Here is a 26,843-nt window from a genome sequence, read left to right as displayed (position 1 = left end):
CTCGTCGTCGGTGCACCCGTCAGGGCGCAGAGAACAAGTCTACGACCTGTCGTGCCGCGGTGCCGACATCGGAGTTCACGATGCGGACGTCGAACTCGTCCTGGGCGGCCAGTTCGACCTTCGCGGTGTCGAGTCGACGCGCCTGTTCCTCGGGCGACTCGGTGCCGCGGCCGATGAGTCGACGCACCAGTTCTTCCCATGTCGGGGGCAGCAGGAACACGAGCACGGCCTCAGGCATGGCGTCACGGACCTGGCGAGCACCCTGCAGGTCGATCTCGAGCATGACCCGCTCGCCGGCGTCGAGCGCTCGGTCGATCGGCGGCCGCGGGGTGCCGTACCGGTACGAGTTGTGCACCGTGGCCCACTCGAGCAGTTCGCGCTCGCGGATCATCCGGTCGAACTCGGCGTCGTCGACGAAGTAGTAATGCACGCCGTCGACCTCGCCCGGGCGGGGCTTCCTGGTCGTGGCGGAGACGCTGAGGTTCACGTCCGGGTACTGCTCGCGGATGTACGCGCTCACCGTGCCCTTGCCGACGGCGGTCGGCCCGGCGAGGACGACGAGCTTCGAGGCGCCCCGCTTGCGACCGCGGGCGGCGAGCCAGTCGGCCAGCGCCGTCCGCTGCCGGGTGCCGAGGCCCCCGAGGCGCTTCGACGGGGCGATGCACAGCGTGCCCATGATCGACTCGGCACGCGCCGGGCCGATGCCGGACAGGCTGACGAGCAGGTCGCGCACCCGGAGCGAGCGCTCCGCCGAGGTCGTGTCGACGAGGGCGTCGTCCCACGCCGAGCGAGCGACCTCGAGTGCCGAGCGCTCCCCCGACGCGACCTGGGACTTCACCGCGGCCCGGGCGCGTCGCGCGGCGACCGCCGCCTGGGCCGCCGCGACACGGTCGACCTCCGGTGGGGTGCGGTGGGCCGGCAGGTCGGTGCCGTCGGTGCGGTCGCCGTCGGTGGTCATGCTGCGGCTCCGAGGGCGGCGCGGATCCGATCGGCGCGGTCGGACACGAGCGCCGCGACCCCGTCCGGACCGTCGGTCAGCAGACCGCGCGACTCGCTCACGAGCACCTGTTCGGCGCGCGCACCGTACAGCGCACGGAGGTCCTCGATCCGGGCGCCCTGGGCACCGAAGCCCGGGGCGAGCACCGGCGCGGTGCCGATCGCGTCCGCGTCGATGCCGAAGTCGTCGAGGTGAAGGGTCGCGCCGAGCACGAGCCCGACGTCGCCGAGGGCCTGTTCGCCCGCGGCCCGGTTGTCGTCTGCCACGTCCAAGACGATACCGGCAGCCACGGACCGCCCGGCACGCGGGCCCTCCGCCAGGACCGCGGTCTGCAGCACCCGCGCCTCCGGGTTGCTCGTCGCGGCGAGCACGAAGACCCCGGCACCGTTCCGCCGAGCGACGTCGACCGTCCCGCTGAGCGAGCCGTAGCCCAGGTACGGCGACACCGTCATCGCGTCGGCCGCGAACGGCCCGTCACGGTCGAGCCACGCGAGTGCGTAGTCGTCACCGGTCGACCCGATGTCGCCCCGCTTCACGTCGGCGACGACCAGGAGGCCCGCATCACGTGCACGACGGATCGTCGCGTCGAGCGCGCGGTAACCCGCCACCCCCGCCGCCTCGAAGAAGGCGATCTGCGGCTTCACGATCGCCGCGCGGCCGGCGGCCGCGTCGACCAGGGCCGCGCCGAAGGCGGTCAGGCCCTGCTCGTCGCGGCCGAGCCCCCACGCCGCCAGGGTGGTGGCGTGGGGGTCGATGCCGACGCAGAGCGGTGAACGCTCGCGCATCGCGGACGCGAGCCGATCGCCGAAGGAGGCCGGGCCTCCCGTGTGCCCCTCGCTCACCAGGTGGCGCGCTCCCGCGCGTAGTCCTGCAGGCTCCGGACGTTGAGCGGCGTGCCGATCGTCTCGATCGCCGCGACCGCCGCACCGATCTGCGCGATCGTCGTGAACAGCGGCTTGTCCGCTGCGACCGTGGCCGCACGGATCTCGTACCCGTCCGCACGACCGGCGGCACCCGACGGCGTGTTGATGACGATGTCGACCTCGTTGCGCGTCAGCAGGTCGACGACGCTCTCGCCGCCCTGGCTGTACTTGCCGACGATGCCGACCTCGATGCCGTTGCGGCGGAGGATCTCCGCCGTGCCCTCGGTCGCGATGATCGTGAAGCCCAGCTGCTGCAGGCGGTGCACCGGCAGCACGATGGCGCGCTTGTCGGTGTCCGCGACGCTCACGAAGACCGTGCCGCTGGTCGGCAGGCCGCCGTACGCGGCGTCCTGCGACTTGAGGAACGCCCGTGGGAAGTCGCGGTCGATGCCCATGACCTCGCCTGTGGAGCGCATCTCGGGGCTGAGCACCGAGTCGACGACCTGACCCTCGCGGGTGCGGAAGCGGCGGAAGGGCAGGACGGCCTCCTTGACGGCGACCGGGGCCTCCATCGGGACGAACGCCCCGTCGCGGGCCGGCAGCATACCCTCGGCGACGAGCTCGTCGACGCTGGTGCCGGTCATGATGCGGGACGCGGCCTTGGCCAGCGCGATGCCGAGCGCCTTCGAGACGAACGGGACCGTGCGGCTGGCGCGCGGGTTCGCCTCGAGGACGTAGAGCACGCCGGCGCCGATGGCGAACTGGACGTTGAGCAGACCCTGCACGCCGATGCCGCGGGCGATCTTCTCGGTCGCGTCGACGACGCCCTGGATCTCGGCGCGGCCGAGGCCGACCGGGGGCAGGGTGCACGCGGAGTCACCGGAGTGGATGCCGGCCTCTTCCAGGTGCTCCATGATGCCGCCGATGTAGAGCCGCTCACCGTCGAAGAGCGCGTCGACGTCGATCTCCACCGCGTCGTCCAGGAACCGGTCGACGAGCAGCGGGAGCTCCGGGCCGATGATCGCCTGGTCGGCCATCCGGTCGAAGTAGTCGGCGAGCGACGGGGAGTCGTACAGGATCTCCATGCCGCGGCCGCCGAGCACGAAGGACGGGCGGACGAGCACCGGGTAGCCGATCTCCTCGGCCACGGCGGTCGCGCTCGCCAGGTCGTGGGCGGTGCCGTTGCGCGGCGCGAGCAGCCCCGCGGCGTCGAGGATGGCGGAGAACTGGCCGCGCTCCTCGGCGGAGTCGATCGCCGACGGGCTGGTGCCGAGGATCGGGATCCCCGCCGCCTCGAGCGGCTTCGCCAGACCCAGGGCGGTCTGCCCGCCGAGCTGCACGACGACGCCGACGAGCTCGCCCGACGCCGCCTCGGCCTCGATGACCTCGAGGACGTCCTCGGCCGTGAGCGGCTCGAAGTACAGACGGTCCGAGGTGTCGTAGTCGGTGGAGACCGTCTCGGGGTTGCAGTTGATCATGATCGTCTCGAACCCGGCGTCGCTCAGCGCGAAGGACGCGTGCACGCAGGAGTAGTCGAACTCGACGCCCTGGCCGATGCGGTTCGGGCCGGAGCCCAGGATGACGACCTTCTTGCGGTCGCTCGCGACCACCTCGGTCTCGGCGTCGTACGACGAGTAGTGGTACGGCGTCAGGGCAGGGAACTCGCCGGCGCAGGTGTCGACGGTCTTGAAGACGGGGCGGATGCCGAGGGCGTGCCGGTCGTCGCGGACCTGCTGCTCGCTGACCGGGTGCTCCGGGGTGCTGCGCAGCGCCGCGATCTGGGTGTCGCTGAAGCCGTGCTCCTTGGCCCAGCGGATGGTGTCCGCGTCGAGCTCGTCGGCGGCCGCGACCTCGGCGGCGACCTCGTTGATGAGCACGATCTGGTCGATGAACCACGGGTCGATCTTCGTGGCTTCGAAGACCTCGGCGGCGGTGGCGCCGGCGACCAGGGCCTGCTGCACCGTGACGATCCGGCCGTCGGTGGGGATGGACGACTTCGCGAGCAGGGCGTCCTTGTCGAGCTCCGCCGCCGGGGTGTCCCAGTGGAAGCTCGAGCCGCGCTTCTCGAGCGAGCGCAGCGACTTCTGCAGCGCCGTCGCGTAGTTGCGGCCGATGGCCATCGCCTCGCCGACGCTCTTCATCGTCGTGGTGAGCGTGGCGTCCGCCGCGGGGAACTTCTCGAACGCGAAGCGCGGGGTCTTCACGACCACGTAGTCGAGCGTCGGCTCGAAGCTGGCCGGGGTCACCTTCGTGATGTCGTTCTGGATCTCGTCCAGGCGGTACCCGATGGCGAGCTTCGCGGCGATCTTCGCGATCGGGAAGCCCGTGGCCTTCGAGGCCAGCGCCGACGAGCGGGAGACGCGCGGGTTCATCTCGATGACGATCAGGCGGCCGTTCGACGGGTCGACGGCGAACTGGATGTTGCAACCACCGGTGTCGACACCGACGCGACGGATGATGTCGATGCCGATGTTGCGCATGTTCTGGTACTCGCGGTCGGTGAGCGTGAGCGCCGGGGCGACGGTGATCGAGTCGCCGGTGTGCACGCCGACCGGGTCGACGTTCTCGATGGAGCAGATGACGACGGTGTTGTCGTAGTTGTCGCGCATCAGCTCGAGCTCGTACTCCTTCCAGCCGAGGATCGATTCCTCGAGCAGGACCTCGGTCGTCGGGCTGGACTGCAGCCCGTCGCCGACGAAGCGGACGAGCTCGGCTTCGTCGTACGCGAAGCCCGAACCGAGACCACCCATGGTGAAGGACGGGCGGACGACGAGCGGGTAGCCGAGGTCCTTCGCGAACTCCTTCGCCTCTTCCAGGGTGTGGGCGATGTGGCTCCGGGCCACGTCGGCGCCGGACTCGAGCACGAGCTCCTTGAAGAGCTGGCGGTCCTCACCGCGCTGGATGGCGTCCACCTTGGCACCGATGAGCTCGACGCCGTGCTTCTCGAGGATGCCGGCCTCGTCGAGCGCGATCGCCGCGTTCAGGGCGGTCTGGCCGCCCAGCGTCGGCAGGACGGCGTCCGGCTTCTCGATGCGGATGATCTCCTCGAGGCACGCGTTCGTGATCGGCTCGATGTAGGTCGCGTCGGCGAAGTCGGGGTCGGTCATGATCGTCGCCGGGTTCGGGTTGACGAGGATGACCCGGACGCCCTCGGCACGGAGGACACGGCACGCCTGGGTGCCGGAGTAGTCGAACTCGGCGGCCTGACCGATGACGATCGGGCCGGAACCGATGACGAGGACGGAGTTGATGTCTGCGCGCTTGGGCATCAGTTCGCTTCCTTGGTGATGTCTGCTGCGGGAGTGGTCGCGTCGGCGGTGGCCGCGTCGAGCGGCTCCCCGTCACGTCGCGCGCGCACCAGGTCCGCGAACCGGTCGAAGAGGTACATGCTGTCGTGCGGACCAGCGGCGGCCTCGGGGTGGTACTGCACGCTGAACGCGGGCACGTCGAGCGCCCGCAAGCCCTCCACCACGTCGTCGTTCAGCGAGTAGTGCGAGACCTCGACACGGCCGAACCCGGCCGGCGACTCGAGGACCTGCCCCAGGGGAGCGTCGACCGCGAAGCCGTGGTTCTGGCTCGTGATCTCGACCTTGCCCGTGGTGGTGTCGAGCACCGGCTGGTTGATACCGCGGTGGCCGAAGGGCAGCTTGTAGGTGCCGAAGCCGAGCGCGCGGCCGAGCAGCTGGTTGCCGAAGCAGATGCCGAAGAACGGACGCCCGGTCCGCAGGCTGCCCTGCAGCAGTTCGACCTGGGCGTCCGACGCGGCGGGGTCGCCGGGGCCGTTCGAGTAGAACAGGGCGTCCGGTGCGAGCTCCTCGAGCGCCGAAGCGGAGATGTCCTGCGGCACGACGTGCACCTCGAAGCCGCGCTGGGCGAGGTAGCGGGTGGTCGACGCCTTCACGCCCAGGTCGAGCACGGCCAGTCGGCCGATCTGCTCGCCCTCGGCCGGCACGACGTAGGTCTCCGGGGTGGACACGATCGCCGAGAAGCTCGCGCCGGCCATCGTGGCCTGCGACCGGACGGCGTCCAGCTGCTCCGACTCCGACAGCGTCGCGTCGGCGCCGCTGAACACGCCGCCCTTCATGGCGCCGGCGTCGCGGATCCGGCGCGTGAGGGCGCGGGTGTCGATGCCGGAGATCCCGACGATGCCGTCGCGCACCAGGTGGTCGTCGAGCGACGCGTTCGCGCGGTGGTTCGAGACCACGCGGCTGGGGTCGCGCACCACGTACCCGGCGACCCAGATGCGACGGGACTCGGGGTCCTCGTCGTTGACGCCGGTGTTGCCGATGTGCGGTGCGGTCTGCACCACGATCTGGCCGGCGTAGGACGGATCGGTCAGCGTCTCCTGGTAGCCGGTCATGCCGGTCGCGAAGACCACCTCGCCGAGCGTGCGCCCGCGGGCGCCGTAGGCCCAGCCGTCGTACCGGGTGCCGTCTTCGAGGACCAGGACGGCCCGTTCGCGTGTCATGCTTTCTTCCCTTCGCCCGCGGTTCGCGGGGCATCGGCCGCAGTCGCCTGCGGCCCGGTCTCGGTCAGTCCCTGCAGGGCGAGCAGCGCTGCTGCGTCGCCCTCCGGGAACCGGAAGTACGTGTCGAGGTCCGTCGCACCTGCGGCGCCGGTCGCCGTCCATCGCAGACGGACCAGTCCCCCGGGCTCGACCACCCGGTCGATCGCCCACGTCGAGCGGTCGGCACCGCGGACCGCAGCACGTGCGATCCAGCGGTCGTCCGCGCCGGCGAGTCGCAGGACCACACCGGTCGCGTGGACGCGCACGCCGCCGCGACCCCGGAACCCGAGTCCGCCGGCGGTGATGCGTTCCAGCGGCTGGTCGGCACGGGTCGTCGCGACGGAGAAACCGTCCCAGGACCCGACTTCCGGTCCGATCGTGGTCGGGACGGGGACGGGAGGCACGGATTCCGCCTGCTTCCTGGTCCGCGTCCGCCAGGTGCGCGCCATGGCGACGAACAGCGCGGCCACCGCGAGCAGGATCACCCCGCCGAGCAACCAGCGCGCGGCGTCGCCGCTCATGCGCGCGCCCCCGTCCGGAGCGCCGCGGCGTGCGCGGCGACGGTGTCGGCGTCGACGAGGCGGCCGTCGAGCACCGTCGGCGCGCCCAGGTGGAACGTGGCGACGACCCGGCCGGGCAGCGTCATGCCGAGGTACGGCGAGTTCTGCGACTGTCCGGCGAGGTCGGCGACCGCGAACTCGCGGCTGGCCGTCGGGTCGTAGAGCGTGATCTCGGCGGGCGCGCCCTCGGTGATGCGCTGACCGTGGCCCTCGACCTGACCGATGCGTGCCGGCGCCTCGGACAGGACCCGGGCGACGTCGGCCCAGTCGAGCTGCCCCGACGCGACGACGGCGGACTGCACGACGCTCAGCGCCGACTCGAGACCGACCATGCCGTTCGCCGCCGCCGGCCACTCGCAGCACTTCGCCTCGGCGGTGTGGGGTGCGTGGTCGGTCGCGACGATGTCGATGGTGCCGTCGGCCAGGGCTGCGCGCAGGGCGTCGACGTCCTCGCGGGCCCGGAGCGGCGGGTTCACCTTGTAGCGGGCGTCGTACCCGGGGGCGCCGTCGTGCCCGGCGATGAGGTCCTCGGTGAGCACGAGGTGGTGCGGGGTGACCTCGGCGGTGACGTCGATGCCGCGGGACTTGGCCCAACGGATGACCTCGACGCTGCCGGCGGTCGACACGTGGCAGACGTGCAGCCGCGCGCCCACGTGGTCGGCGAGCAGGACGTCGCGGGCGATGATCGCCTCTTCCGCCACGGCCGGCCAGCCCGCCAGCCCGAGCTCCGACGACAGGCGGCCCTCGTTCATCTGCGCGCCGATGGTGAGTCGGGGTTCCTGCGCGTGCTGCGCGAGCACCCCGCCGAAGCCCTTGATGTACTCGAGTGCGCGACGCATGAGGAGCGGGTCGGACACGCACGAGCCGTCGTCCGAGAAGACCCGGACCTTCGCCCGGCTCGTCGCCATGGCACCGATCTCGGACAGGTGCGTGCCCTGCAGCCCCTGCGACACCGCGCCGATCGGGCGGACCGTGACGTAGCCGGCGTCGTCGCCGAGTGCCTGCACCTGCTCGACGACCCCGGCGGTGTCGGCGACCGGGCTCGAGTTCGCCATCGCGTTGACGGCGGTGAAGCCTCCGGCCGCCGCGGCGCGCGAGCCGGTGAGGACCGTCTCGGATTCCTCGTGACCGGGCTCGCGCAGGTGGGTGTGCAGGTCGACGAGACCTGGCAGGGCGATGAGCCCGTCGGCGTCGACGACCGTGGCACCGCTCGCGTCCACGCCGGAGCCGATCGCCGTGATGCGGCCGTCCTGCAGTCGGATGTCGGCGCGCGAGCCGTCGACCAGCTGCGCGCCGCGGATCAGGTGAGCGGTCATGCTGCGGACTCCTTCGGTTCGGTGCCGGTCAGGGCCAGGTAGAGGACCGCCATGCGGACCGAGACGCCGTTCTCGACCTGCTCGACCACGGTGGAACGGGGGTCGTCGGCAGCGACGCCGGCGATCTCCAGCCCGCGGTTCATCGGACCGGGGTGCATGATCAGTGTGCGCTCGGACAGCCGCGCGAACCGCGCAGCCGTCAGGCCCCAGTGCCGCGTGTACTCGCGCGGGTTCGGGAAGAACGCGTCGTCCATCCGCTCCTGCTGGATCCGCAGCGTCATGACGACGTCCGGGTCCTCGGCCAGGGCGGCGTCGAGGTCGTGGTGCACCGCGGCCCCGAACGGCGTCGTCGTCGCGGGCAGGAGCGTCGGCGGTGCGGCGAAGGTCACGCTCGCGCCGAGGGTCCGGAGCAGCCACGCGTTCGACCGGGCGACGCGGCTGTGCAGCACGTCGCCGACGATCAGGACCCGGACGCCGTCGAGGCCCTGTCCACGCGACCCGGCACCGTGCAGGCGACGACGCATGGTGAAGGCGTCGAGCAGCGCCTGCGTCGGGTGCTCGTGCGTGCCGTCGCCGGCGTTCACCACGGGGACGTCGATCCAGTCGGCGTCGGCCAGCACGCGCGGCGCACCGGACGAGCCGTGCCGCATCACGATGCCGTCGATGCCCATCGCGCCGAGGGTCTGCACGGTGTCCTTGAGGGACTCGCCCTTGGAGACGCTCGAGCCCTTGGCCGCGAAGTTGATGACGTCGGCCGACAGGCGCTTCGCCGCGGCCTCGAAGGAGATGCGCGTTCGTGTCGAGTCCTCGAAGAACAGGTTCACGACGGTCTTGCCACGCAGGGCCGGGAGCTTCCGGACCTCGCGCGTGTTGACCTCGGCCATCTCCTCGGCGACGTCGAGGATGTGCACGGCCTGGTCGCGCGACAGGTCGGCGGTGGAGAGCAGGTGCCGCATCACGCCACCCCCTGCTCGATGAACACGGTGTCGTCGCCGTCGGTCTCGGACAGGTGCAGGGTGACCCGTTCGTCCGAGGCGGTCGGCAGGTTCTTGCCCACGTGGTCCGCGCGGATCGGCAGCTCGCGGTGGCCGCGGTCGACGAGCACGGCGAGCCGGACGGCGCGCGGCCGGCCGATCCCCTGCAGGGCGTCGAGCGCTGCCCGGACCGTGCGACCGGAGTACAGGACGTCGTCGACGAGCACGACGACCTTGCCGTCGATGCCGCCGGCGGGGATCACCGTGCGGTGCGGGGCACGACCGATGCCGTGCCCGAGGTCGTCCCGGTGCATGGTCACGTCGAGCGTGCCGACCCGTTCGGATCCGATGCCCGCCCGCGCGGACTGCCACTCGGGCTCGATGTCCGCCAGGACGCGGCCCAGCCGTTCGGCGAGCACGGTGCCCCGGGTCGGGATGCCCAGGAGGACGAGGTCCGAGCCGCCGTGGTTGGCCTCGAGGATCTCGTGTGCGATGCGCGTCAGAGCGCGCGTGATGTCGGGTTGCTGCAGGACCGTTCTGGTACCCACGTCGACCCCCTTCCCCGCCTCACTGGACGGCATTAAAGGATGCTGACGTGCACAAGCCTAGCGGGACTCCTGGTCCCCTGCGACCGTCCGACCGGACGGTGCACGACCGCCGGCAACGGCTCCGAGGACACCGTTCACGAAGCCCGCGGAGTCCTCGGTCGAGAGCGACTGGGCGAGCTCGACGGCCTCGGCGATCGCGACGGCGTCCGGCACCTCCGGGTTGAACCGGAGCTCCCAGACGGCCATCCGCAGGATGCAGCGGTCGAGCACCGGCATCCGGGCGATCGACCACCCCTGGGCGTGGTCGATGATGACGGAGTCGATCTCGTGGCGGGCGTCATCGACGCCCGTCACGATCTGCCGTGCGTAGTCCCAGCTCGAGGCACGCTCGGGCTGGTCCAGGTGACGGACGGTCTCGGTCGCCAGGACGTCCGTGATCGGGAGCTCACGCACCTCGGCCACGTACAGCATGTCGAGGGCGCGCTTGCGGGCCTTCGAACGAGCACTCATACGGACGTCGCCTAGGAGTTGACGCGGCCGAGGAAGCTGCCGTCGCGCGTGTCGATCTTCACCGTGGTGCCGCTCTCGAGGTACAGCGGGACCTGGATGCGGTGGCCGGTCGCGATGATGGTCGCGTCCTTGGTGCCACCGGAGGAGCGGTCGCCCTGCAGGCCCGGCTCGGTCTCGACCTCGGTCACGATCGACGTCGGGAGCTCGACGTAGAGCGGGTTGCCCTCGTTCATCGCGATGGTGACCATCGCGGACTCGAGCAGGTAGTTCTTCGCGTCGCCGACGACCGTCGCCGAGACCGGGATCTGGTCGTAGGTGTCGGTGTCCATGAACACGTACGAGTCGCCGTCCTCGTAGAGGAACTGGTAGTCGCGGCGGTCGACCACGGCGGTGTCGATCTTCGCACCGGCGTTGAAGGTGCGGTCGACGACCTTCCCGGAGACGACGTTCTTCAGCTTGGTACGGACGAACGCGCCACCCTTGCCGGGCTTGACGTGCTGGAACTCCACGACCGACCACAGCTGGCCGTCGATGATGAGAACGGCGCCGTTCTTGATGTCAGTGGTACTGGCCATGAGTCTTCGGTGTCCCGTTCGGTCGTGTTGTGAAAGGTCTTCGGGCCGCGCTGGCCCCGGACGAGTGTAGCGGACGCCCGCCCGTCGCCATCAGCGCCGTCGCCGGGCGCGCCAGGAGTCGATCGCCGCCCAGCCGAGCAGCACCACGGCCGCTCCCCCGAGCAGTGCCCCGGCCACCGCGGTCGAGATCGCCGCGTCCGGTCGGGCGGGCAGTGCCAGGTAGACGATCGCCAGGATGCCGGCACCGGCGCCGAGCAGCACGAGCAGGATGCGCCGGATCATGCCGGACACGAGTTCGCGGTCGCGGCGGTCCGCGAAGAGCCGGATGTTGACGGTGAACTTGCCCGTCTCGATCGCCTCGCCGATCCGGTCGACCCGGCGCGGCAGTCGTCGGGCCGCGGAGACGACGCCGATCAGCTCCTTCGCCGCCAGGTCGCGCAGCTTGCCGGGGCGCAGCTGGTCGGTGATCTGCTCACGGGCGAGCCCGCGGGACTCCTCGAGCAGGTCGAACGAGGGCGCGAGCGTCCGGAGCGTGCCCTCGAAGATCGCCAGCGCCCGCGCGGCGGCGACGAAGTCCGGCGGCGCCTTGAGCCGGTACCGCCCGAACACCTCGACGGCGTCGTCGACCGTCTCGACGCCGATGCGCGCGCCCGGTCCGAGCTCGTCCGCGACGAAGCGCGCGATGTCCCGACGGAAGTCGGGCTCGTCGTGCGCGTCGCGCACCGGTGCCATCCGCAGGACCGCATCGGCGATCCGCGAGGTGTCGTCCTGCAGGTAGGCGACCAGCAGGTCCTGGACCGTGTCCCGGAGGGTCGGGTCGAGCCTCCCGACCGATCCGAAGTCGATCAACGCGGGCCGCCCGTCGGGCAGCACCAGGACGTTCCCGGGGTGCAGGTCGGCGTGGTACAGGCCGTCGAAGACGACCTGGCGCAGGAACGCGCGGAGGATCGCGCGCATCGGGCCGTCGAGGTCGCGGTCCGCGCGCTCGGCGCGGATCGCGCTGAGCGTGTCGCCCTCCAGGAACTCCATCACGAGCACGCGGCGCCCGGACAGGTCCGGGTACGGGTCCGGGAACCGGACCTCGTCCGGACGGGCACTGCGGGCCTGTGCGGCACGCAGGGCGGTGAGGTTCCGCAGCTCGGAGACGAAGTCGACCTGGCGGACCAGGTCGTCGGCGTACTGCGCGGCCACGTCCTGCACGCCGACCTGCCGGGCCTCGGTCGACCAGCGCGCCATGAAGCGGACGACACGGAGCGCGATGTCGACGTCGCGGCGGACGGCGGCGTCGATGCCGGGACGCTGCACCTTGACCGCGACCGCGGTGCCGTCGGGCAGGCGGGCACGGTGGACCTGGGCGATCGAGGCCGCGGCGACGGGCACCGGGTCGAAGGACGCGAAGACCTGGTCGACCGGTGCGCCGAGTTCGTGTTCGAGCAGGGCGAGCACCTGGTCGGCGGGGGCGGCGGTGACGTTGCGCTGCAGGTGGGCGAGGCCCTCGGTCCACTCCTCCGGCAGCAGGTCGTCACGGGTGGAGAGCAGCTGGCCCATCTTCACGAACCCGCCGCCCGCTTCCTCGAGCGCACGGCGCAGGTGCTCGGCCTGGCTGCGGCGCAGGTCGGCGGTGGCCGGGTCGTGCGAGAAGTCGAGGCGACGGAACGGGACGAGGCGGTGGCGTCTCGCGATCGACAGCAGTTCGGTGAACCGGCGGCCGCGGGACCGGAGGGTGCCGGTGTCGGCCTCCTGCGAGCCGGACAGGTCGCTCAGTCGGGGTGGGTTGGGCACGTCGTCAGTCTGCTCCCCGCTGCTGGGTCCGCCGGGTGCGCCCGTTGTCCTGCACAGGCCGGGAGGCGCGGTCCGGCATCCACAGGTCGGCTCACGTGTCGCGTCGGGTCGCGTCCACTGCCGCAGGCTTGCCCCATGGAGACAGCACTGGTCGCGGCGTGCATCGCCGCCGGCGCGGCGATCGTGGCGGCGGTCGTCAGCTGGTTCGGGGCGTTCCAGAGCCGGCGGACGACCGATCGAGAGCACGCCTGGAAGCGGTTCACCTGGTCGCTCGCCCAGCCACGAGGCGGCCGTGCATACGACATTTCGAGAACTGTGCTCCGGGAACTCGAGACCGTACGGTGGTGGTCGAAGGCGGACCGACGGCTCGCCACTCGTGCACTCCGGAGGCGAACCGCCGCCGATCACGTCCACCCTGAGGAAGAGGAGTCCACCTGATGCCGATCTTGCGACCCTTGCCGGATGCGCCCGACGTGGACGCGGACGACGACGTGCTCTTCGCGTGGGACAACGGAGCCACCGTCGCGGAGTTCCGGGAATGGCAGCGGACCGGCGTCCTCACCGTGTCGATGCAGGTCAAGTGGTGGTGGCGACGGACGCGGCGGGTGTTGCGCTGACGCCGGGTCAGGCGCCGCTGCCGTTGTAGCGCGCGGTGGCACCCGACTCGACCAGGTCGCGGTAGCGCTCGAGCGCCGTCTCGGCACCGGTGCTGTGCGCCTGGTGCACGTCGATCCCCCGAGCAACGAGCTGCTCACGCCAGTCCCCCGGCACCGGACCCTCGTCGAAGCCCGTGATCCGCTCGACCGTGGCTCCGTCGGCGGCGAACTCCAGCGCGGAGACCCCCGACCACAGCAGGGCCCCTAGGCACATCACGCACGGTTGGGCGTTCACCACGAGCACACGCCGGTGGCCGACGTCACGGCCGAGGTTCCAGGCCCCCGTCCGAGCCTGTGCGAGTCCGAGGGTGACGACCTCGGCGTGCATCGACGACAGGTTGGTGTGCAGCACCAGGTTCACCCCGAGGGCGACGACCGCGCCGGTGTCCTCGTCGACGACGGCCGCCGCGAACGGACCGCCGGTGCCCTCCTCGACGTTCCGTTCGGCGAGGGCGTTCACGAGCGCGAACCGCTCCGCACGGGTGCCGAGGTGTTCCGGAGCAGCGGCCTGCGCGTCGCGGAGCCAGTCGGGGACGCCGACACGGAGCTCGGTCGGGAACGGGGCGAGGGCTGCTGCAGACATGCGGCGACGCTAACGGCGCATCGTTTCGACGGTGTTTCCCGATCGAAACGATGCCGAAACACCGCGCCCGTAGCGTCGTCCACCACCGGCTCGAGCCGGTGGGAGAACGCGACACGAGCACGGGCGACAGGGGGCGACGATGACGGCACACCACGCGACCGCCGCGTCCCGCTGCTGGCCCCGCGGCGCCATCGCGCACGGACACTGACGTCCGTCCGTCCGACCGACCGACCGACCGTTCGTCCGTCTGACCGCCGCGCGCCGATCCCCCGGGCGGTCCACGTGCTCTGGAGCGCGCCGTCTCGCCGAGACGCGCCGATCCGCGCACCCTGCTCCGTGCCTCCTGGCCGCCCGCCGGACGCACCCACCTACTGCACCGTCCCCTCCGAGAGGACCCCCGTGACCACGATCCACCTCGCAATGTTCCTGTTCCCCGGCTACCACCTCGGCGCCTGGCGTCTGCCGGACGCCGTCCCCGAGCTCGACCTCGGCATCGACCACTACGTCCGCGCCGCCGAACTCGCCGAGGCAGCGAAGCTCGACGCCCTGTTCTTCGAGGACCAGGCCGCAGTCCGGCGCAGCAACGACATCCTGGCCGGCGACACCTACGGTGCCGCGAACCCCCGCTCGATCCACTTCGACCCGACGATGCTCCTGCCCGCCCTGGCGATGCGGACCACGCACCTGGGTCTCGCGGCGACGTCGACCACGACCTTCAACGACCCCTACAACCTCGCGCGGCGGTTCTCGACCCTCGACCACATCAGCAAGGGCCGCGCGGGGTGGAACCTCGTGACGTCCTTCAACGAGGACGAAGCCCAGAACTTCGGACTCGACGCCCACGTGCAGCACGCCGCCCGGTACGAGCGGGCGAGCGAGTTCGTCGACGTCGTCACCGGGCTCTGGGACTCGTGGGACCCGGACGCGATCGTGCGCGACAAGGAGTCCGGCACCTACTTCGACATCGAGAAGATGCGGTTCCTGCAGCACGACGGCGAGCACTTCCGCGTGCGAGGACCGCTGACGACGGGTCGGATTCCGCAGGGCCGGCCCGTCGTGTTCCAGGCGGGTGCGTCGGAGCCGGGCCGCGCACTCGCGGCGCGCACCGCCGACGTCGTCTTCACCCTGCAGTCCGACCCGGACGAGAGCCGTGCGTTCCGCGACGACATCCGAGCGCGCGCCGAACGGTTCGGCCGCGACCCCGACCACGTCAAGGTGCTCGTCGGGATGACCCCGATCGTCGGCGACACCGACCAGGACGCACGCGACCTCGCCGACCGGATGATGGCGTTGATCCCCGACGACCTGGCACTGAGCAACCTGAAGCCCCTCGCCGGTGGCGTCGACTTCCGGCAGTTCGACCTCGACGCGCCCGTGCCGGAGCTGCCCGAGTCGAACGCCGGCAAGTCGCACCGTGCAGCGATCATGGCGGTGTCACGGCAACAGGGGCTGTCCGTCATCGAGACCGCCCGGTACTTCGCCGAGGGCAGCTACCGGAAGATGATCGGGTCACCGTCGACGATCGCCGACACCATGCAGGCGTGGTCGGAGGCCGGGGCGTGCGACGGGTTCCTGGCGGTGCCGACGCACTTCCCGGCCGGGGTCGAGGACTTCACCCAGAAGGTCGTGCCGGAGCTGCAGCGCCGCGGACTGCACCGGACCGAGTACACCGGACCGCACCTGCGCGACCACCTGGGCGTGCAGAAGTACTAGACGCCGACCTCTTGGTAGGCGGTGAACAGCAGGTGGTCCTCGGGGCCCTCGAGGATCACCGGCTTGCCGACACCGTCGAGGATGATGAAGCGGAGCATGCCGGCACGGGCCTTCTTGTCGCGACGCATCGCGGCGAGGAGGCCCTGCCACCGGCCGAGACCGTACGACGTCGGCAGGTCCAGGGAGTCCAGGATCGCCCGGTGCCGGTCCACGGTCGCGTCGTCGAGGTGGCCCGTCAGGCGGGCGAGCTCGGCGGCGAACACCATGCCGACCGACACCGCAGCACCGTGCCGCCACTGGTACCGCTCCGCGTGCTCGATGGCGTGCCCGAGCGTGTGACCGTAGTTCAGGATCTCGCGTCGTCCCTGCTCGGTGAAGTCGTCGGACACGACCTCGGCCTTCAGGGCGATGGCGAGCTCGACCACGCGGCGGAACTCCGGCGACATCGGGTCGGTGACGCGGGCGACGTCGGCCTCGATGATGTCCAGGATCTCCGGCACGGCGATGAACCCGGCCTTCACGATCTCGGCGAAGCCGGTGAGGATCTCGTTGCGCGGCAGGGTGCGGACGAGGTCGAGGTCGGCGACCACCGCGCGCGGGGCGGAGAAGGAACCGACCAGGTTCTTGCCCTCGTTCGTGTTGATGCCGGTCTTCCCGCCCACGCTGGCGTCCACCATGCCGAGCACGCTCGTCGGCACCGACACGTACGGCACCCCGCGCAGCCACGTCGCCGCGACGAAGCCCGCCAGGTCGGTGACGGCACCGCCGCCGAGGCCGATGACGGCGTCGGTGCGGGTGAAGTCGGACTGGCCCATGATCTGCCAGCAGAACGACGCGACCTCGATGCGCTTGGCGGCCTCGGCGTCGGGCACCTCGGCGATGAGGGCTTCGAGGCCGGCGTCGACGAGCAGGTCGCGCAGGTCGTTCGCCCGCGCACCGAGGGTCGGGGCGTGCACGATGAGGACCTTGGCGACACGGGGGCCGAGGATCGCGGGCAGCGAGCCGAGCAGGCCCGAACCGACCGCCACCACGTAGCCGTCGTCACCGCCGACGCGGATCTCGGTGGTGCCTGCGGGCAGGATCGGGTCGGTCACGGTGCTCCTTCGGTGGTGGGGGCGCTGCTGTCGCTCCGCAGCCAGGTGACGACTTCGTCGACCACCCGGGACATCGGACGGCGCGAGGTGTCGACGACGACGTGCGCGAGCTCGGCGTAGGTCGCCGCACGCTCGTCCATGATCGTCTGCCAGGCGTCGATGCCGCCGTTCGCGAGCAGGGGCCGGTCCGAGCCGGCGATCCGCTCGGCGACGGCCTCGGGCGAGACGGTGAGCAGGACGATGCGGGCGCCGGACAGTGCCTCGCGGGTGGCGGCGTGCGTCACCGCTCCGCCGCCGACGGCGATCACGCCCCCGGTGCCGAGGGCGGTCCGGACGGCGTCGGCTTCGAGGGCACGGAAGGCCGGCTCACCACGGTCGGCGAAGATGCCGGGGATCGGTCCGTGCTCGCGGACGATGACCCGGTCGGTGTCGGTGAACGGCACGCCCAGCGCCTTCGCGACGCGCTTGCCGACGCTGGACTTGCCGGCGCCCATCGGGCCGATCACGACGACGGGCGCAGCCAGAACTCGCGCGGCGCCGCCGCCGTTCGTGCTCACGACGCGTCGGCCGGTGCCGCCGGCTCCGTCCGACGGGTGCGGAGCGTCTCCGGGATCGACGCGAGGTAGGCGTCGAGGTTGCGCTTGGTCTCGACGACGTTGTCGCCGCCGAACTTCTCGAGCACGGCGTCGGCGAGCACGAGCGCCACCATCGCCTCGGCCACGACCCCGGCGGCCGGGACCGCGCAGACGTCGGACCGCTGGTGGTGCGCCGAGGCGTCCTCGCCCGAGACGACGTCGACGGTGTGCAACGCGTGCGGCACGGTCGCGATCGGCTTCATGCCGGCACGGACGCGCAGGACGGTGCCCGTGGACATGCCGCCCTCGGTGCCGCCGGCGCGGTCGCTCGTGCGGTAGATCTCGCCGTCCTCGCGGTAGAGCTCGTCGTGGGCCGCGGAGCCGCGACGACCAGCGGTCGCGAAGCCGTCGCCGACCTCGACGCCCTTGATCGCCTGGATGCCCATGATCGCCGCGGCCAGACGGGCGTCGAGTCGACGATCCCACTGCACGTGCGAGCCGAGCCCCGGCGGGACGCCGTAGAACAGCACCTCGACGACGCCACCAAGGGTGTCGCCGTCCTTCTTCGCGGCCTCGACCTCGGTCACCATGCGCGCCGAGGTGTCGGCGTCGAAGCAGCGCAGCTGGTCGTCGTCGAGACGGTCGACGTCGTCGGGGAGCGGCAGGTCGGTGCCGTCCGGCACGCGGACCGTGCCGACCTGCAGGGTGTGCGCGACCGACCGCATGCCGAGTTCGGCGAGGAAGGACTTCGCGACGGCGCCGAGCGCGACGCGGGCCGCGGTCTCACGGGCGCTCGCGCGCTCGAGGATCGGGCGGGCCTCGTCGAAGCCGTACTTCTGCATGCCGACCAGGTCGGCGTGGCCCGGACGCGGGCGGGTCAACGGGGCGCTGCGGCCACGCGACATCTCGGTGGACTCGACCGGCTCGGGGTTCATGACCTCGACCCACTTCGGCCACTCGGTGTTGCCGATCCGGATCGCGATCGGGCTGCCGAGCGAGAACCCGTGCCGGACACCGCCGGACACGTGCAGCTCGTCCTGTTCGAACTTCATGCGCGAGCCGCGACCGTAGCCGAGCTTGCGGCGCGCGAGATCGGTACGGATGGACTCGAACGACACCGGGACACCCGCGGGCAGGCCCTCGAGCATCGCGATCAGTTCGGGTCCGTGGGACTCACCAGCAGTCAACCAACGAAGCATGCTGCAATCCTCCCACAGCGCACCGCTGTGCGACGTCGTCGCCCTACTGGTAGTCGGGGTGCGCCCGGAGCCACGCCTGGAACTGCTTCACGGCGACGAGGTGCTCGTCGTAGGTGTTCGAGAACACCGTCTCGCCGGTCTCCAGGTTCACCGTCACGAAGTACAGCCACTTGCCCGGGGCCTCGTTCGTCACGGCCTTGATGGCGATGTCCCCGGGGTTCGAGATCGGTGCCGGCGGCAGCCCCTCGTGCACGTACGTGTTGTACGCGTTCGACTCGTCGGCGCGTTCTGCGTCGGTCGTCGTGACGGTGTGGGTGTTGCCGGTGCCGTAGGCGACGGTGGCGTCGGACTGCAGGCGCATGCCCTGGTCGAGCCGGTTCTGGAACACCCGCGCGACCTTCGGGTAGTCGGCGGCGAGGCCGGCTTCCTTCTGCACGAGCGACGCGAACACGATGACGTGCTCCTGGTCGGCCTCCTTGACGCCGGCGGCGGCCAGGTGCTCCTTCATCGTGTCGACCATCGACCCGAAGTACTGCTCCGCGGTCCACCCCGGGTTGATCGGGTACGTCGCGGGGAACAGCCAGCCCTCGAGCGTGGTGACGCCGGACGGCAGGTCGTACGCGGACACGTCCTTCGCGGCCTTGGCGACCTCGGTCTTGGTGAGCCCGGCCTTCGAGACCATGCCGGCCTCGATGTCCGCCAGCGCGGTGCCCTCGGGGATCACGATCGAGGCCTGCACGCGGTTCTTCTCGTCCTGCAGCGCGGCCAGGGCCGACTTCGAGCTCATCTGCTTCTTCAGCGAGTACGAACCCGGCTGGAACTGCACGTCGGGCGACGCCAGCAGCAGCTTGTAGAAGACCTTCGAGTCCTTCACGACCCCGCTGCGCTGCAACGTCGCGGCGACGTTCTCGCCGATGTCGCCCTGCTTGATCGTGATGGTGACCTCGGCCTTGCCGGAGCCGGTGTAGTCGTCCGGTTCGGTCGAGCCGCTGACCGCGGCGACGATCTGCTGGATCTTCGGGGCGGCGAACGCGTACGCGCTCACCCCGCCGGCCACGACCACGGCGACGATCACGATGCCGGCGATGAGCGGCCCGCGTCGGCGCTTCGGGCGCGGTTCGCGCGGCGGCCTGGAGGCTCCCCCGCGTCCGCCACGGCCACCACGTCCGCCGCCTCCCGCGGCTCCACCGCCACCGGTGCGCCCGGCGCCGTCGGTACCGTCGGGCCCGTCGGACCCGGCTCCGCCGGCGGCGGGCGCCGAGGGCACCTCGCCGGTCAGCAGCGCGGCGACCTCGGGATGGAGTTCGGGGGCCGCCTGCTGCGGTCGCACGGGCTCCGGTGCCGGCTGCTCGCGGGGAGCGGTCGAGTCGGGGTCCACGCGGTCGGCGGCGGCGAGCTCCTCGGGTGCCGGCTCGGAGTCGGGCCCGGGAACGGCGTCGCGACGAGCGCGTTCCGCTTCGAGCGCCCGAGCCTCGCGGCGGGACATCGGACGGTCCGGCTGCGGGGTCACCCGCGCGGCGTCGTCACGGTCATCGGTACCTGCTGCGCGGTCGGAAGTGGTCTTCCGCCGCTCGGCTTCGTTGCCGGGCGCGATGATCGCGTTCCAGTCCAGATCGTCTGCCAACGGTTCTCGGTCTCTCGGTCGGGAACTCCGCCTGGGCACCGTCGTCCTCGGGTGACGGAAGGGCAGCCGGGTCGCGGTGGGTTGCCCTGTCAGGGAAGCGTGGTGCCCGGAGGGGCACCGGCACTGCGTTCGTGGTCGAGCGCGTGTTGCAGAATGATAACAGCGGCCGCTTGGTCGATCACGGACCGCGACTTCTTCGTGTTCTTGCCGGCCTGGTGCAGTCCGCGTTGCGCGGTCACCGTGGACAGCCGTTCGTCGACCAGCCGGACCGGGCGACGCTCGGCGATCCGGGCGGCGAACGCCCGGGCGTCCTCGGTCGACGCGGTGTCGCCGCCGGACATCGACAGGGGCAGTCCGACGACGAGCTCGAGCACGTCGTACTCGTCCGCGATCTCGAGGATCCGACGCAGGTCGGTCGAGTCGTCGCGGCGCACGGTCTCGACCGGCGTCGCCAGCAACCCGTCGCGGTCGCACACGGCGATCCCGATCCGGGCACGGCCGACGTCCACGCCGAGCCGCCGCCCGGACCGGATCGCCACGATCAGCCCGCGATCCGAGCGGTCACGGCGCGGAGCGCAGCCGGGAGCGCAGCCGGGTCGGTGCCGCCGCCCTGGGCCAGGTCCGGCTTGCCGCCGCCGCCACCACCGAGCACACCGGCGGCCTCCTTGGCGAGCGGACCCGCCTGGACGCCCGCGGAGCGCGCCGCGTCGTTCGTCGCGACGATCACGATCGGCTTCCCGCTCACCACGGCACCGAGCACGACGACGGCAGCGCCGTCACCGAGCTGCGCACGGACCCCGGTCGCCAGCGAGCGCAGGTCGTCGCCGGACTGCAGGCCGTCGACGGTCTCGGCCACGACGGTCGTCGTGCCGACGGTCGTCGCGGTCCGTGCGATCGACGGGACACGTTGCTGCAGGTTCGCCGACTCGAACTCGGCGATCCGCTTCTGCGCGGTGCGGAGGTCCTCCATGAGCGACTGCACACGCGTGGGCAGGTCGGCACGGGGGGCCTTCAGCGCGCTGGAGAGCTGCGAGACGATGGTCCGCTCGACCGCGAGGTCACGGAAACCCTCGAGCCCGACGAGCGCTTCGACACGACGGTTGGTCGACCCGACGCTCGACTCCCCCACCAGGTTGACGAGTCCGATCTGGGCACTCGAGGCGACGTGCGTCCCACCGCAGAGCTCGCGCGACCACGGACCACCGATGTCGACCATGCGGACCTCGGCGCCGTACTTCTCACCGAAGAGCGCCTGCGCACCGAGGGCCTTGGCCTCGTCGATCGGCATGATGCGGGTCGAGACCTCGAGGTCGGTGCGGATCGCGGTGTTGACGACCTCCTCGATCTCGGAACGGGTCGCGAGCGAGATCGGCTGCGACCACGAGAAGTCGAGGCGCATGTAGCCGGACTTGTTGTACGAACCCGCCTGCAGCGCTTCGGGGCCGAGGATGTCGCGGAGCGCAGCGTTCACCAGGTGCGTCGCGGAGTGCGCCTGCGTGGCGCCACGACGGTACTCGGCGTCGACCACGGTGCTCGCCGCGTCGCCCACGCCGACCTCGCCGGAGCGGACCTGCACGGTGTGGCTCCAGAGGCCGGCGACGGGACGCTGGACGTCGAGGACCTCGAGGTCGAACCCGTTGCCGACGATCGATCCCTGGTCGGCGTCCTGGCCACCCGACTCGGCGTACAGCGACGTCTCGCCGAGGACGACCTCGGCGATGTCGCCCGCCACGGCCCGGTCGACGCTGACGCCGCCGACGATGATGCCGAGCACGTTCGTCTCGGCCTCGAGCGCGTCGTAGCCGAGGAAGACCGTCTCGCCCTTCGCCCGGAACGCGCTGTACACGCTCAGGTCGGCGATCGCGGTCTTCTTGCTCTTCGCGTCGGCCTTCGCCCGGGCACGCTGCTCGGACATCAGGGTCTCGAACGCGGTCCGGTCGACGTGGACCCCGGCCTCTTCGGCCATCTCCATCGTCAGGTCGATCGGGAACCCGAAGGTGTCGTGCAGCAGGAACGCGGTGTCCCCGCCGATGGACGGCGCACCGTCCTGCTTCGCGCGTTCGACGGCGACGTCGAGGATCGTCGTGCCCTGCGCGAGCGTGCGGAGGAACGTCTCCTCTTCCGCGTAGGCGATCCGCGCGATGCGGTCGTAGTCGGAGGCGACCTCGGGGTAGGCGTCGCGCATCGCGTCGCGGGACGCCGGGAACAGCTCCGGGAACGTCGCGGTCTCGACCCCGAGCAGGCGCATCGCACGGACCGTGCGGCGCAGCAGACGACGCAGGATGTACCCGCGGCCCTCGTTCGACGGGCTCACGCCGTCGGCGATGAGCATGAGCGCGGACCGCACGTGGTCCGCGATGACCCGCATGCGGACGTCGTCCTCGTGCACGGCGCCGTAGCGGCGGCCGGAGATCTCGGACGCGCGGTCGAGGACCGGGCGGACCTGGTCGATCTCGTACATGTTGTCGACGCCCTGCTTGATGAAGGCGACGCGCTCGAGCCCCATGCCGGTGTCGATGTTCTTGTTCGGCAGCTCGCCGGTGATCTCGAAGTCGTACTTCGAGCGGACGTCCGCGATCTGGTACTGCATGAACACGAGGTTCCAGATCTCGACGTACCGGTCGTCGTCGGTGGCCGGGCCGCCGTCGATGCCGTACTCGGGCCCGCGGTCGAAGAAGATCTCGGAGCAGGGACCTGCGGGTCCGGGCTGGCCGGTGGACCAGTAGTTCGTGTCCTTGCCGAGTCGCTGGATGCGCTCCTCGGGCAGGGAGGAGTGCTGCTTCCAGAACGCGATCGCCTCGTCGTCGTCCTCGTAGACCGTCACCCAGAGGTCGTCGGGCGAGAAGCCGAGCCCGCCGTCGGACTCCGGGTTCGTCAGGAACTCCCAGGCGAACTGGATCGCCTGCTCCTTGAAGTAGTCGCCGAACGAGAAGTTGCCGTTCATCTGGAAGAACGTGCCGTGGCGAGGGGTCTTGCCGACCTCTTCGATGTCGTTCGTGCGGATGCACTTCTGCACGCTCGTGGCACGGGGGTACGGCGCGGGGACGAGCCCGGTCAGGTACGGGATGAACGGCACCATGCCCGCGACCGTGAAGAGGAGCGACGGGTCGTCGGAGACGAGGGACGCGGACGGGACGACGGTGTGGCCGCGGTCACCGAAGTACTGGAGCCAACGGCGGCGGATCTCTGCGGTCTGCATGGTGCTTCCTGGGTTCAGGTCGGGGGTGGGAGGTGGAGGCGGGACGACGGTGCGGCCGGACCGCGGTGGAGCTCGACGACTCAGACGTCGGTGCGGAGCTCGGCCCCGCGGGACCGGTACCCGTCGGCGACCGCGCCCGTGAAGGCCTTCGTGCTCGCGTCGACGACGGCGAAGAGCCGTGCGCCTCCGGGGGTCCTGGCGACCTGGTGCGCCACGGCGAACCCGATGACGACGCCGACCGCGACGAAGAACAGCTGCTTCACGGTGCCTCTCCCTCTGTGCACCCTGGCGGTGCATGCCCGGACAAGCTTAGCCGCCGGGCACTTCGGGGCCGGAACGCCGAACGGCGGGCCGTCCTCGAGAGGACGACCCGCCGTTCGGGTGTGATCAGTGGATCAGCGAGCTGCGTAGTACTCGACGACGAGCTGCACTTCACAGGTCACGGGGACCTCGGCGCGCTTCGGGCGACGCACGAGGCGGGCCTGGAGCTTGTCGATCTCGACCTCGAGGTAACCCGGGACCTTCGGCAGGACTTCCTGGTGGCCACCGGCAGCGGCGACCTGGAAGGGCTCCATCGACTCGGACTTCGGCTTGACGTGGATCAGCTGGCCCTCCTTGACGCGGAAGGAGGGGCGGTCCACGAGCTTGCCGTCGACCAGCAGGTGACGGTGCACGATCAGCTGACGGGCCTGCGCGGTGGTGCGGGCGAAGCCGGCACGGACCACGAGGGCGTCGAGGCGCTGCTCGAGGAGCTCGACCAGGTTCTCACCGGTCAGGCCCTTCGTCTTGCGGGCCTCTTCGAAGACGATGCGGAGCTGCTTCTCGCGGATGCCGTACTGGGCGCGCAGACGCTGCTTCTCACGGAGGCGGACGGCGTAGTCGCTGTCCGCACGACGGCGCGTACGGCCGTGCTCACCGGGGCCGTAGGGGCGCTTCTCGAGGTAACGGGCCGCCTTCGGCGTCAGCGGGATGCCGAGTGCGCGCGACAGGCGGGTCTTGCTGCGGGTACGTGACTTGGTAGACACAGGGTCCTTTTCTCTGTTCGAACTGAATACTCACCGGAGGCCGGGCACGCGAGTGCCCGTGGCCCCGACGACGGGATCCAGAGGGATGAGCCTGTGGGATCGGACGGCTACAGTCCGAACCTCTGCCCCCGTACCACCGGAGTGGCACTCTGTCCTCAACGCAGCCGTGCTCGAGGACCAGGACGTAGGCCCGGCAATGCTAGCAGGAAGTCGACGTGCCGTCCTACTGCCCGCGGGTGATCTTCCGGAGTCGTTCGAGCCGCGGACCGACCTCGCGCTCGTAGCCGTTCGCCGTCGGGGTGTAGTACTCGGTGCCCTCGAGCGCATCGGGCAGGTACTGCTGCTCGGCGACCCCGTGCTCGGCATCGTGCGAGTAGACGTAGCCCTTGCCGTGGCCGAGTCGCTTCGCCCCGGCGTAGTGCGCGTCGCGCAGGTGCATCGGCACGGTGCCCATCCGGCCGGCCTTGACGTCCGCCATCGCCGCGTTCACACCGTTGTAGGCGGCGTTCGACTTCGGCGCGGTCGCCAGGTACACGACGGCCTCGGCCAGGGGGATGCGGCCCTCGGGCATGCCGATGAGCTGCACGGCCTGGGCCGCCGCGACGGCGATGGGCAGCGCCTGCGGGTCCGCCATGCCGATGTCCTCGGACGCCGAGATGATGATCCGGCGCGCGATGAAGCGGGAGTCCTCGCCCGCCTCGATCATCCGCGCGAGGTAGTGCAGCGCGGCGTCGACGTCGCTCCCCCGCACCGACTTGATGAACGCGCTGATGACGTCGTAGTGCTCGTCGCCCTGCCGGTCGTACCGCAGCAGTGCACGGTCGACGGCCGCGGCGACGGTGTCCGCGTCGACCACCGGCACGGTGTCGTCGTCGTCGTCCTGGGCCGCGGTGGCCGAGGCCGCAGCAGCCTCGAGCGCCGTGAGGGCGCGTCGGGCGTCACCCGAGGCCAACCGGACGATGGCCCCACGTGCCTCGTCACCGAGGACGACCGCGCCACCGAGGCCGCGGGGGTCCTCCACCGCACGGTCGACGAGCATGCCGAGGTCGGCGTCGGTGAGCGGCTTGAGCGTCAGGAGCAGGGACCGGGACAGCAGCGGGGAGATGACCGAGAACGACGGGTTCTCGGTGGTGGCCGCGATGAGGATCACCCACCCGTTCTCGACCCCGGGCAGCAGGGCGTCCTGCTGGGCCTTGCTGAACCGGTGGATCTCGTCGAGGAACAGCACCGTCGTGGACCCGTACAGGTCGCGGTGGGTGAGGGCCTTCTCCATGACCTCGCGCACGTCCTTGACGCCGGCGGTCACCGCGGAGAGCTCGACGAACTCGCGCCCGGACTGCCGCGCGATGGCCTGCGCCAACGTGGTCTTGCCGGTGCCGGGAGGACCCCAGAGGATGACCGACACACCGCCCGGGTTGTCGCGGGTACCGGTGGCGAGCTGCACGAGCGGCGACCCGCGGCCGAGCAGGTGCTGCTGGCCGGCGACCTCGTCGAGGCTGGTCGGGCGCATCCGGACCGCGAGCGGGACGGAACCCTGCGCGAGACCGGCGCGACCACCCGTCGTGGGCGCACGCATGCTCGAACGGTCCGCTGCCATGCGCCAATCGTAGGCCGACCCACTGACAGCCCCGCGCCTCCCAGGCCGTTGATGGTGACGACTCGGATACGCTCGTTCCACACTGCGACGAGAGGGCAGAACAGCACCGTGGCACCGAAGAACCCAGCGCGCGACAACCGCGAGGCGCGCGAGCGCCTCCGTCTCTACCAGGCCCGCCAGGGACTCCACGACCGGCAGCGCCGCCGGCGGGTGCGCGACAACCTGGTCGGCGCCGGTGTCCTCGTACTGGTCGCCGCCCTGGCCACCGGGTCGCAGCTCGCCTTCGCGGGCTCGCAGGGGAACGGGTCGGCGGACGCCAGCGCGAGCGCCACGGCCACGCCGACACCGACGCCCTCGGCGAGTGCCACGGCGGCGAACACGGGCGACGTGCCGAGCAAGGAGATCGCGAAGGGCGCGACCTGGACGGGCTCGCTGACGCTCAACAAGTCGATCGACCTCGGCATCGAACTGGACGGCGCGAAGGCCCCGCAGGCCGCGAGCGTCGAGATCTCGTTGATCAAGGAGCAGTTCTACAACGGCACCACCTGCCACCGGCTCGCCGACAGCGACGGGCTGAAGTTCCTGCAGTGCGGTTCGGCGAACGGCGACGGCACGGGCGACGCCGGGTTCGAGTACGGCCCGCTCGAGAACGTCCCGAGCGACGGCGTCTACGACGAGGGCACCATCGCGATCGCGCGGTCGACGTCGCCGTACTCGCAGTCGACCCAGTTCTTCATCGTCTACGGCGACACCACGCTCGACGGCTCCACGGGCGGCTACACGGTCGTCGGGAAGGTCACGAGCGGCCTGTCCGAACTCGAGTCGAAGATCGCCGCGAAGGGCATCTCGTCGCCCGGCCAGGACGGCACCGGTGAGCCGAAGGTGGCGACGACGATCACCGCGGCGACCATCGCCCAGGAGAAGTAGTCCACAAGCCGTTGCGTCC

At 71.1% G+C, this 26,843-nt stretch carries 25 protein-coding genes; 4 read left to right on the top strand and 21 right to left on the bottom strand.

The genetic code is table 11. The features are described 5' to 3' along the window. Positions 1–19 precede the first annotated feature (19 nt). From gmk to EDF53_RS14985, 11 genes are all read right to left on the bottom strand, one after another. Positions 20–958 (bottom strand): guanylate kinase, encoded by a 939-nt coding sequence (gene gmk, locus EDF53_RS15035; protein ID WP_123294321.1) that lies wholly within the window; start codon positions 956–958, stop codon positions 20–22. Continuing rightward, entirely contained in the window at positions 955–1,839 is an 885-nt protein-coding gene (pyrF, locus tag EDF53_RS15030; RefSeq protein ID WP_260215835.1) for an orotidine-5'-phosphate decarboxylase, read from the bottom strand. Before pyrF ends, gmk begins: the two co-directional genes overlap by 4 nt. Continuing rightward, positions 1,836–5,129, bottom strand: coding sequence for a carbamoyl-phosphate synthase large subunit (gene carB / locus EDF53_RS15025; RefSeq protein ID WP_123294320.1), 3,294 nt, complete (start codon positions 5,127–5,129; stop codon positions 1,836–1,838). Before carB ends, pyrF begins: the two co-directional genes overlap by 4 nt. Beyond that, positions 5,129–6,328 carry a glutamine-hydrolyzing carbamoyl-phosphate synthase small subunit gene (gene carA, locus EDF53_RS15020; RefSeq protein ID WP_123294319.1) on the bottom strand — a complete coding sequence of 400 codons (1,200 nt, stop codon included), beginning with the start codon at positions 6,326–6,328 and terminating at the stop codon, positions 5,129–5,131. The genes carB and carA overlap by 1 nt, the downstream gene beginning before the upstream one ends. Further along, entirely contained in the window at positions 6,325–6,888 is a 564-nt protein-coding gene (locus EDF53_RS15015; RefSeq protein ID WP_123294318.1) for a hypothetical protein, read from the bottom strand. The genes carA and EDF53_RS15015 overlap by 4 nt, the downstream gene beginning before the upstream one ends. Next, complete coding sequence (locus EDF53_RS15010) at positions 6,885–8,243, bottom strand: dihydroorotase (RefSeq protein ID WP_123294317.1); 1,359 nt, start codon at positions 8,241–8,243, stop codon at positions 6,885–6,887. The genes EDF53_RS15015 and EDF53_RS15010 overlap by 4 nt, the downstream gene beginning before the upstream one ends. Then, positions 8,240–9,199, bottom strand: a complete 960-nt coding sequence (locus EDF53_RS15005; protein ID WP_123294316.1) for an aspartate carbamoyltransferase catalytic subunit — start codon at positions 9,197–9,199, stop codon at positions 8,240–8,242. The genes EDF53_RS15010 and EDF53_RS15005 overlap by 4 nt, the downstream gene beginning before the upstream one ends. Beyond that, a complete protein-coding gene (gene pyrR, locus EDF53_RS15000) occupies positions 9,199–9,798 on the bottom strand; it encodes a bifunctional pyr operon transcriptional regulator/uracil phosphoribosyltransferase PyrR (protein WP_123294315.1) in 600 nt (199 codons plus the stop codon). Before pyrR ends, EDF53_RS15005 begins: the two co-directional genes overlap by 1 nt. Before the next feature lie 24 nt (positions 9,799–9,822). After that, entirely contained in the window at positions 9,823–10,275 is a 453-nt protein-coding gene (gene nusB, locus EDF53_RS14995; protein WP_123294314.1) for a transcription antitermination factor NusB, read from the bottom strand. Between the two features lie 11 nt (positions 10,276–10,286). Beyond that, positions 10,287–10,850: an elongation factor P gene (gene efp, locus EDF53_RS14990; RefSeq protein ID WP_111083909.1), complete on the bottom strand. Its 564-nt coding sequence runs from the start codon at positions 10,848–10,850 to the stop codon at positions 10,287–10,289. Positions 10,851–10,940: 90 nt separating this feature from the next. Continuing rightward, entirely contained in the window at positions 10,941–12,632 is a 1,692-nt protein-coding gene (locus tag EDF53_RS14985; protein ID WP_123294313.1) for an AarF/ABC1/UbiB kinase family protein, read from the bottom strand. A 135-nt stretch (positions 12,633–12,767) separates the two neighbouring features. On the opposite strand from EDF53_RS14985, the gene EDF53_RS14980 reads away from it, so the two are divergent. Then, complete coding sequence (locus EDF53_RS14980; protein ID WP_123294312.1) at positions 12,768–13,070, top strand: hypothetical protein; 303 nt, start codon at positions 12,768–12,770, stop codon at positions 13,068–13,070. Continuing rightward, positions 13,070–13,249 carry a hypothetical protein gene (locus tag EDF53_RS19020; protein WP_123937793.1) on the top strand — a complete coding sequence of 60 codons (180 nt, stop codon included), beginning with the start codon at positions 13,070–13,072 and terminating at the stop codon, positions 13,247–13,249. Before EDF53_RS14980 ends, EDF53_RS19020 begins: the two co-directional genes overlap by 1 nt. Before the next feature lie 7 nt (positions 13,250–13,256). Here the strand turns inward: EDF53_RS19020 and EDF53_RS14975 are convergent, their stop codons facing one another. Beyond that, entirely contained in the window at positions 13,257–13,871 is a 615-nt protein-coding gene (locus tag EDF53_RS14975; RefSeq protein ID WP_123294311.1) for a deaminase, read from the bottom strand. Positions 13,872–14,270: 399 nt separating this feature from the next. Here EDF53_RS14975 and EDF53_RS14970 point away from each other — a divergent pair, with 399 nt between their 5' ends. Then, the gene (locus tag EDF53_RS14970) at positions 14,271–15,584 is read left to right on the top strand and encodes an LLM class flavin-dependent oxidoreductase (RefSeq protein ID WP_221181221.1); all 1,314 of its coding nucleotides are present in this window, start codon (positions 14,271–14,273) and stop codon (positions 15,582–15,584) included. Here EDF53_RS14970 and aroB read toward each other — a convergent pair. From aroB to EDF53_RS14925, 9 genes are all read right to left on the bottom strand, one after another. Next, entirely contained in the window at positions 15,581–16,678 is a 1,098-nt protein-coding gene (aroB, locus tag EDF53_RS14965) for a 3-dehydroquinate synthase (RefSeq protein WP_185021069.1), read from the bottom strand. The genes EDF53_RS14970 and aroB overlap by 4 nt on opposite strands. Beyond that, positions 16,675–17,172, bottom strand: a complete 498-nt coding sequence (locus EDF53_RS14960; protein WP_123294441.1) for a shikimate kinase — start codon at positions 17,170–17,172, stop codon at positions 16,675–16,677. The genes aroB and EDF53_RS14960 overlap by 4 nt, the downstream gene beginning before the upstream one ends. A gap of 59 nt (positions 17,173–17,231) precedes the next feature. Further along, the gene (gene aroC / locus EDF53_RS14955) at positions 17,232–18,452 is read right to left on the bottom strand and encodes a chorismate synthase (RefSeq protein ID WP_123294309.1); all 1,221 of its coding nucleotides are present in this window, start codon (positions 18,450–18,452) and stop codon (positions 17,232–17,234) included. A 43-nt stretch (positions 18,453–18,495) separates the two neighbouring features. Then, positions 18,496–20,076, bottom strand: coding sequence for an endolytic transglycosylase MltG (gene mltG, locus EDF53_RS19720; RefSeq protein WP_260215826.1), 1,581 nt, complete (start codon positions 20,074–20,076; stop codon positions 18,496–18,498). Between the two features lie 89 nt (positions 20,077–20,165). Then, positions 20,166–20,609 (bottom strand): Holliday junction resolvase RuvX, encoded by a 444-nt coding sequence (ruvX, locus tag EDF53_RS14945; RefSeq protein ID WP_185021077.1) that lies wholly within the window; start codon positions 20,607–20,609, stop codon positions 20,166–20,168. Positions 20,610–20,617: 8 nt separating this feature from the next. Continuing rightward, the gene (alaS, locus tag EDF53_RS14940; RefSeq protein WP_123294307.1) at positions 20,618–23,275 is read right to left on the bottom strand and encodes an alanine--tRNA ligase; all 2,658 of its coding nucleotides are present in this window, start codon (positions 23,273–23,275) and stop codon (positions 20,618–20,620) included. 80 nt (positions 23,276–23,355) lie between these two features. Continuing rightward, complete coding sequence (locus EDF53_RS14935; RefSeq protein WP_111083901.1) at positions 23,356–23,538, bottom strand: hypothetical protein; 183 nt, start codon at positions 23,536–23,538, stop codon at positions 23,356–23,358. Between the two features lie 132 nt (positions 23,539–23,670). Further along, entirely contained in the window at positions 23,671–24,300 is a 630-nt protein-coding gene (gene rpsD, locus EDF53_RS14930; RefSeq protein WP_111083900.1) for a 30S ribosomal protein S4, read from the bottom strand. A 223-nt stretch (positions 24,301–24,523) separates the two neighbouring features. After that, a complete protein-coding gene (locus EDF53_RS14925) occupies positions 24,524–25,876 on the bottom strand; it encodes a replication-associated recombination protein A (RefSeq protein WP_111084157.1) in 1,353 nt (450 codons plus the stop codon). Positions 25,877–26,005: 129 nt separating this feature from the next. On the opposite strand from EDF53_RS14925, the gene EDF53_RS14920 reads away from it, so the two are divergent. Next, positions 26,006–26,824 carry a peptidylprolyl isomerase gene (locus EDF53_RS14920; protein WP_123294306.1) on the top strand — a complete coding sequence of 273 codons (819 nt, stop codon included), beginning with the start codon at positions 26,006–26,008 and terminating at the stop codon, positions 26,822–26,824. Positions 26,825–26,843 lie beyond the last annotated feature (19 nt).

Source organism: Curtobacterium sp. PhB78 (genome assembly GCF_003751685.1).
Lineage (GTDB): Bacteria > Actinomycetota > Actinomycetes > Actinomycetales > Microbacteriaceae > Curtobacterium.
Note: the sequence above shows the minus strand (reverse complement) of the source record. Positions and strands in the feature narration are given on the sequence as shown.

What these genes read in the sequence shown, in the direction of transcription:
- gmk (WP_123294321.1), bottom strand. Translation starts at nt 958, where the DNA reads ATGACCACCGACGGCGACCGCACCGACGGCACCGACCTGCCGGCCCAC.
- carB (WP_123294320.1), bottom strand. Translation starts at nt 5,129, where the DNA reads ATGCCCAAGCGCGCAGACATCAACTCCGTCCTCGTCATCGGTTCCGGC.
- carA (WP_123294319.1), bottom strand. Translation starts at nt 6,328, where the DNA reads ATGACACGCGAACGGGCCGTCCTGGTCCTCGAAGACGGCACCCGGTAC.
- EDF53_RS15015 (WP_123294318.1), bottom strand. Translation starts at nt 6,888, where the DNA reads ATGAGCGGCGACGCCGCGCGCTGGTTGCTCGGCGGGGTGATCCTGCTC.
- EDF53_RS15010 (WP_123294317.1), bottom strand. Translation starts at nt 8,243, where the DNA reads ATGACCGCTCACCTGATCCGCGGCGCGCAGCTGGTCGACGGCTCGCGC.
- EDF53_RS15005 (WP_123294316.1), bottom strand. Translation starts at nt 9,199, where the DNA reads ATGCGGCACCTGCTCTCCACCGCCGACCTGTCGCGCGACCAGGCCGTG.
- pyrR (WP_123294315.1), bottom strand. Translation starts at nt 9,798, where the DNA reads ATGCCGTCCAGTGAGGCGGGGAAGGGGGTCGACGTGGGTACCAGAACG.
- nusB (WP_123294314.1), bottom strand. Translation starts at nt 10,275, where the DNA reads ATGAGTGCTCGTTCGAAGGCCCGCAAGCGCGCCCTCGACATGCTGTAC.
- efp (WP_111083909.1), bottom strand. Translation starts at nt 10,850, where the DNA reads ATGGCCAGTACCACTGACATCAAGAACGGCGCCGTTCTCATCATCGAC.
- EDF53_RS14980 (WP_123294312.1), top strand. Translation starts at nt 12,768, where the DNA reads ATGGAGACAGCACTGGTCGCGGCGTGCATCGCCGCCGGCGCGGCGATC.
- EDF53_RS19020 (WP_123937793.1), top strand. Translation starts at nt 13,070, where the DNA reads ATGCCGATCTTGCGACCCTTGCCGGATGCGCCCGACGTGGACGCGGAC.
- EDF53_RS14975 (WP_123294311.1), bottom strand. Translation starts at nt 13,871, where the DNA reads ATGTCTGCAGCAGCCCTCGCCCCGTTCCCGACCGAGCTCCGTGTCGGC.
- EDF53_RS14960 (WP_123294441.1), bottom strand. Translation starts at nt 17,172, where the DNA reads ATGGGCGCCGGCAAGTCCAGCGTCGGCAAGCGCGTCGCGAAGGCGCTG.
- aroC (WP_123294309.1), bottom strand. Translation starts at nt 18,452, where the DNA reads ATGCTTCGTTGGTTGACTGCTGGTGAGTCCCACGGACCCGAACTGATC.
- alaS (WP_123294307.1), bottom strand. Translation starts at nt 23,275, where the DNA reads ATGCAGACCGCAGAGATCCGCCGCCGTTGGCTCCAGTACTTCGGTGAC.
- EDF53_RS14925 (WP_111084157.1), bottom strand. Translation starts at nt 25,876, where the DNA reads ATGCGTGCGCCCACGACGGGTGGTCGCGCCGGTCTCGCGCAGGGTTCC.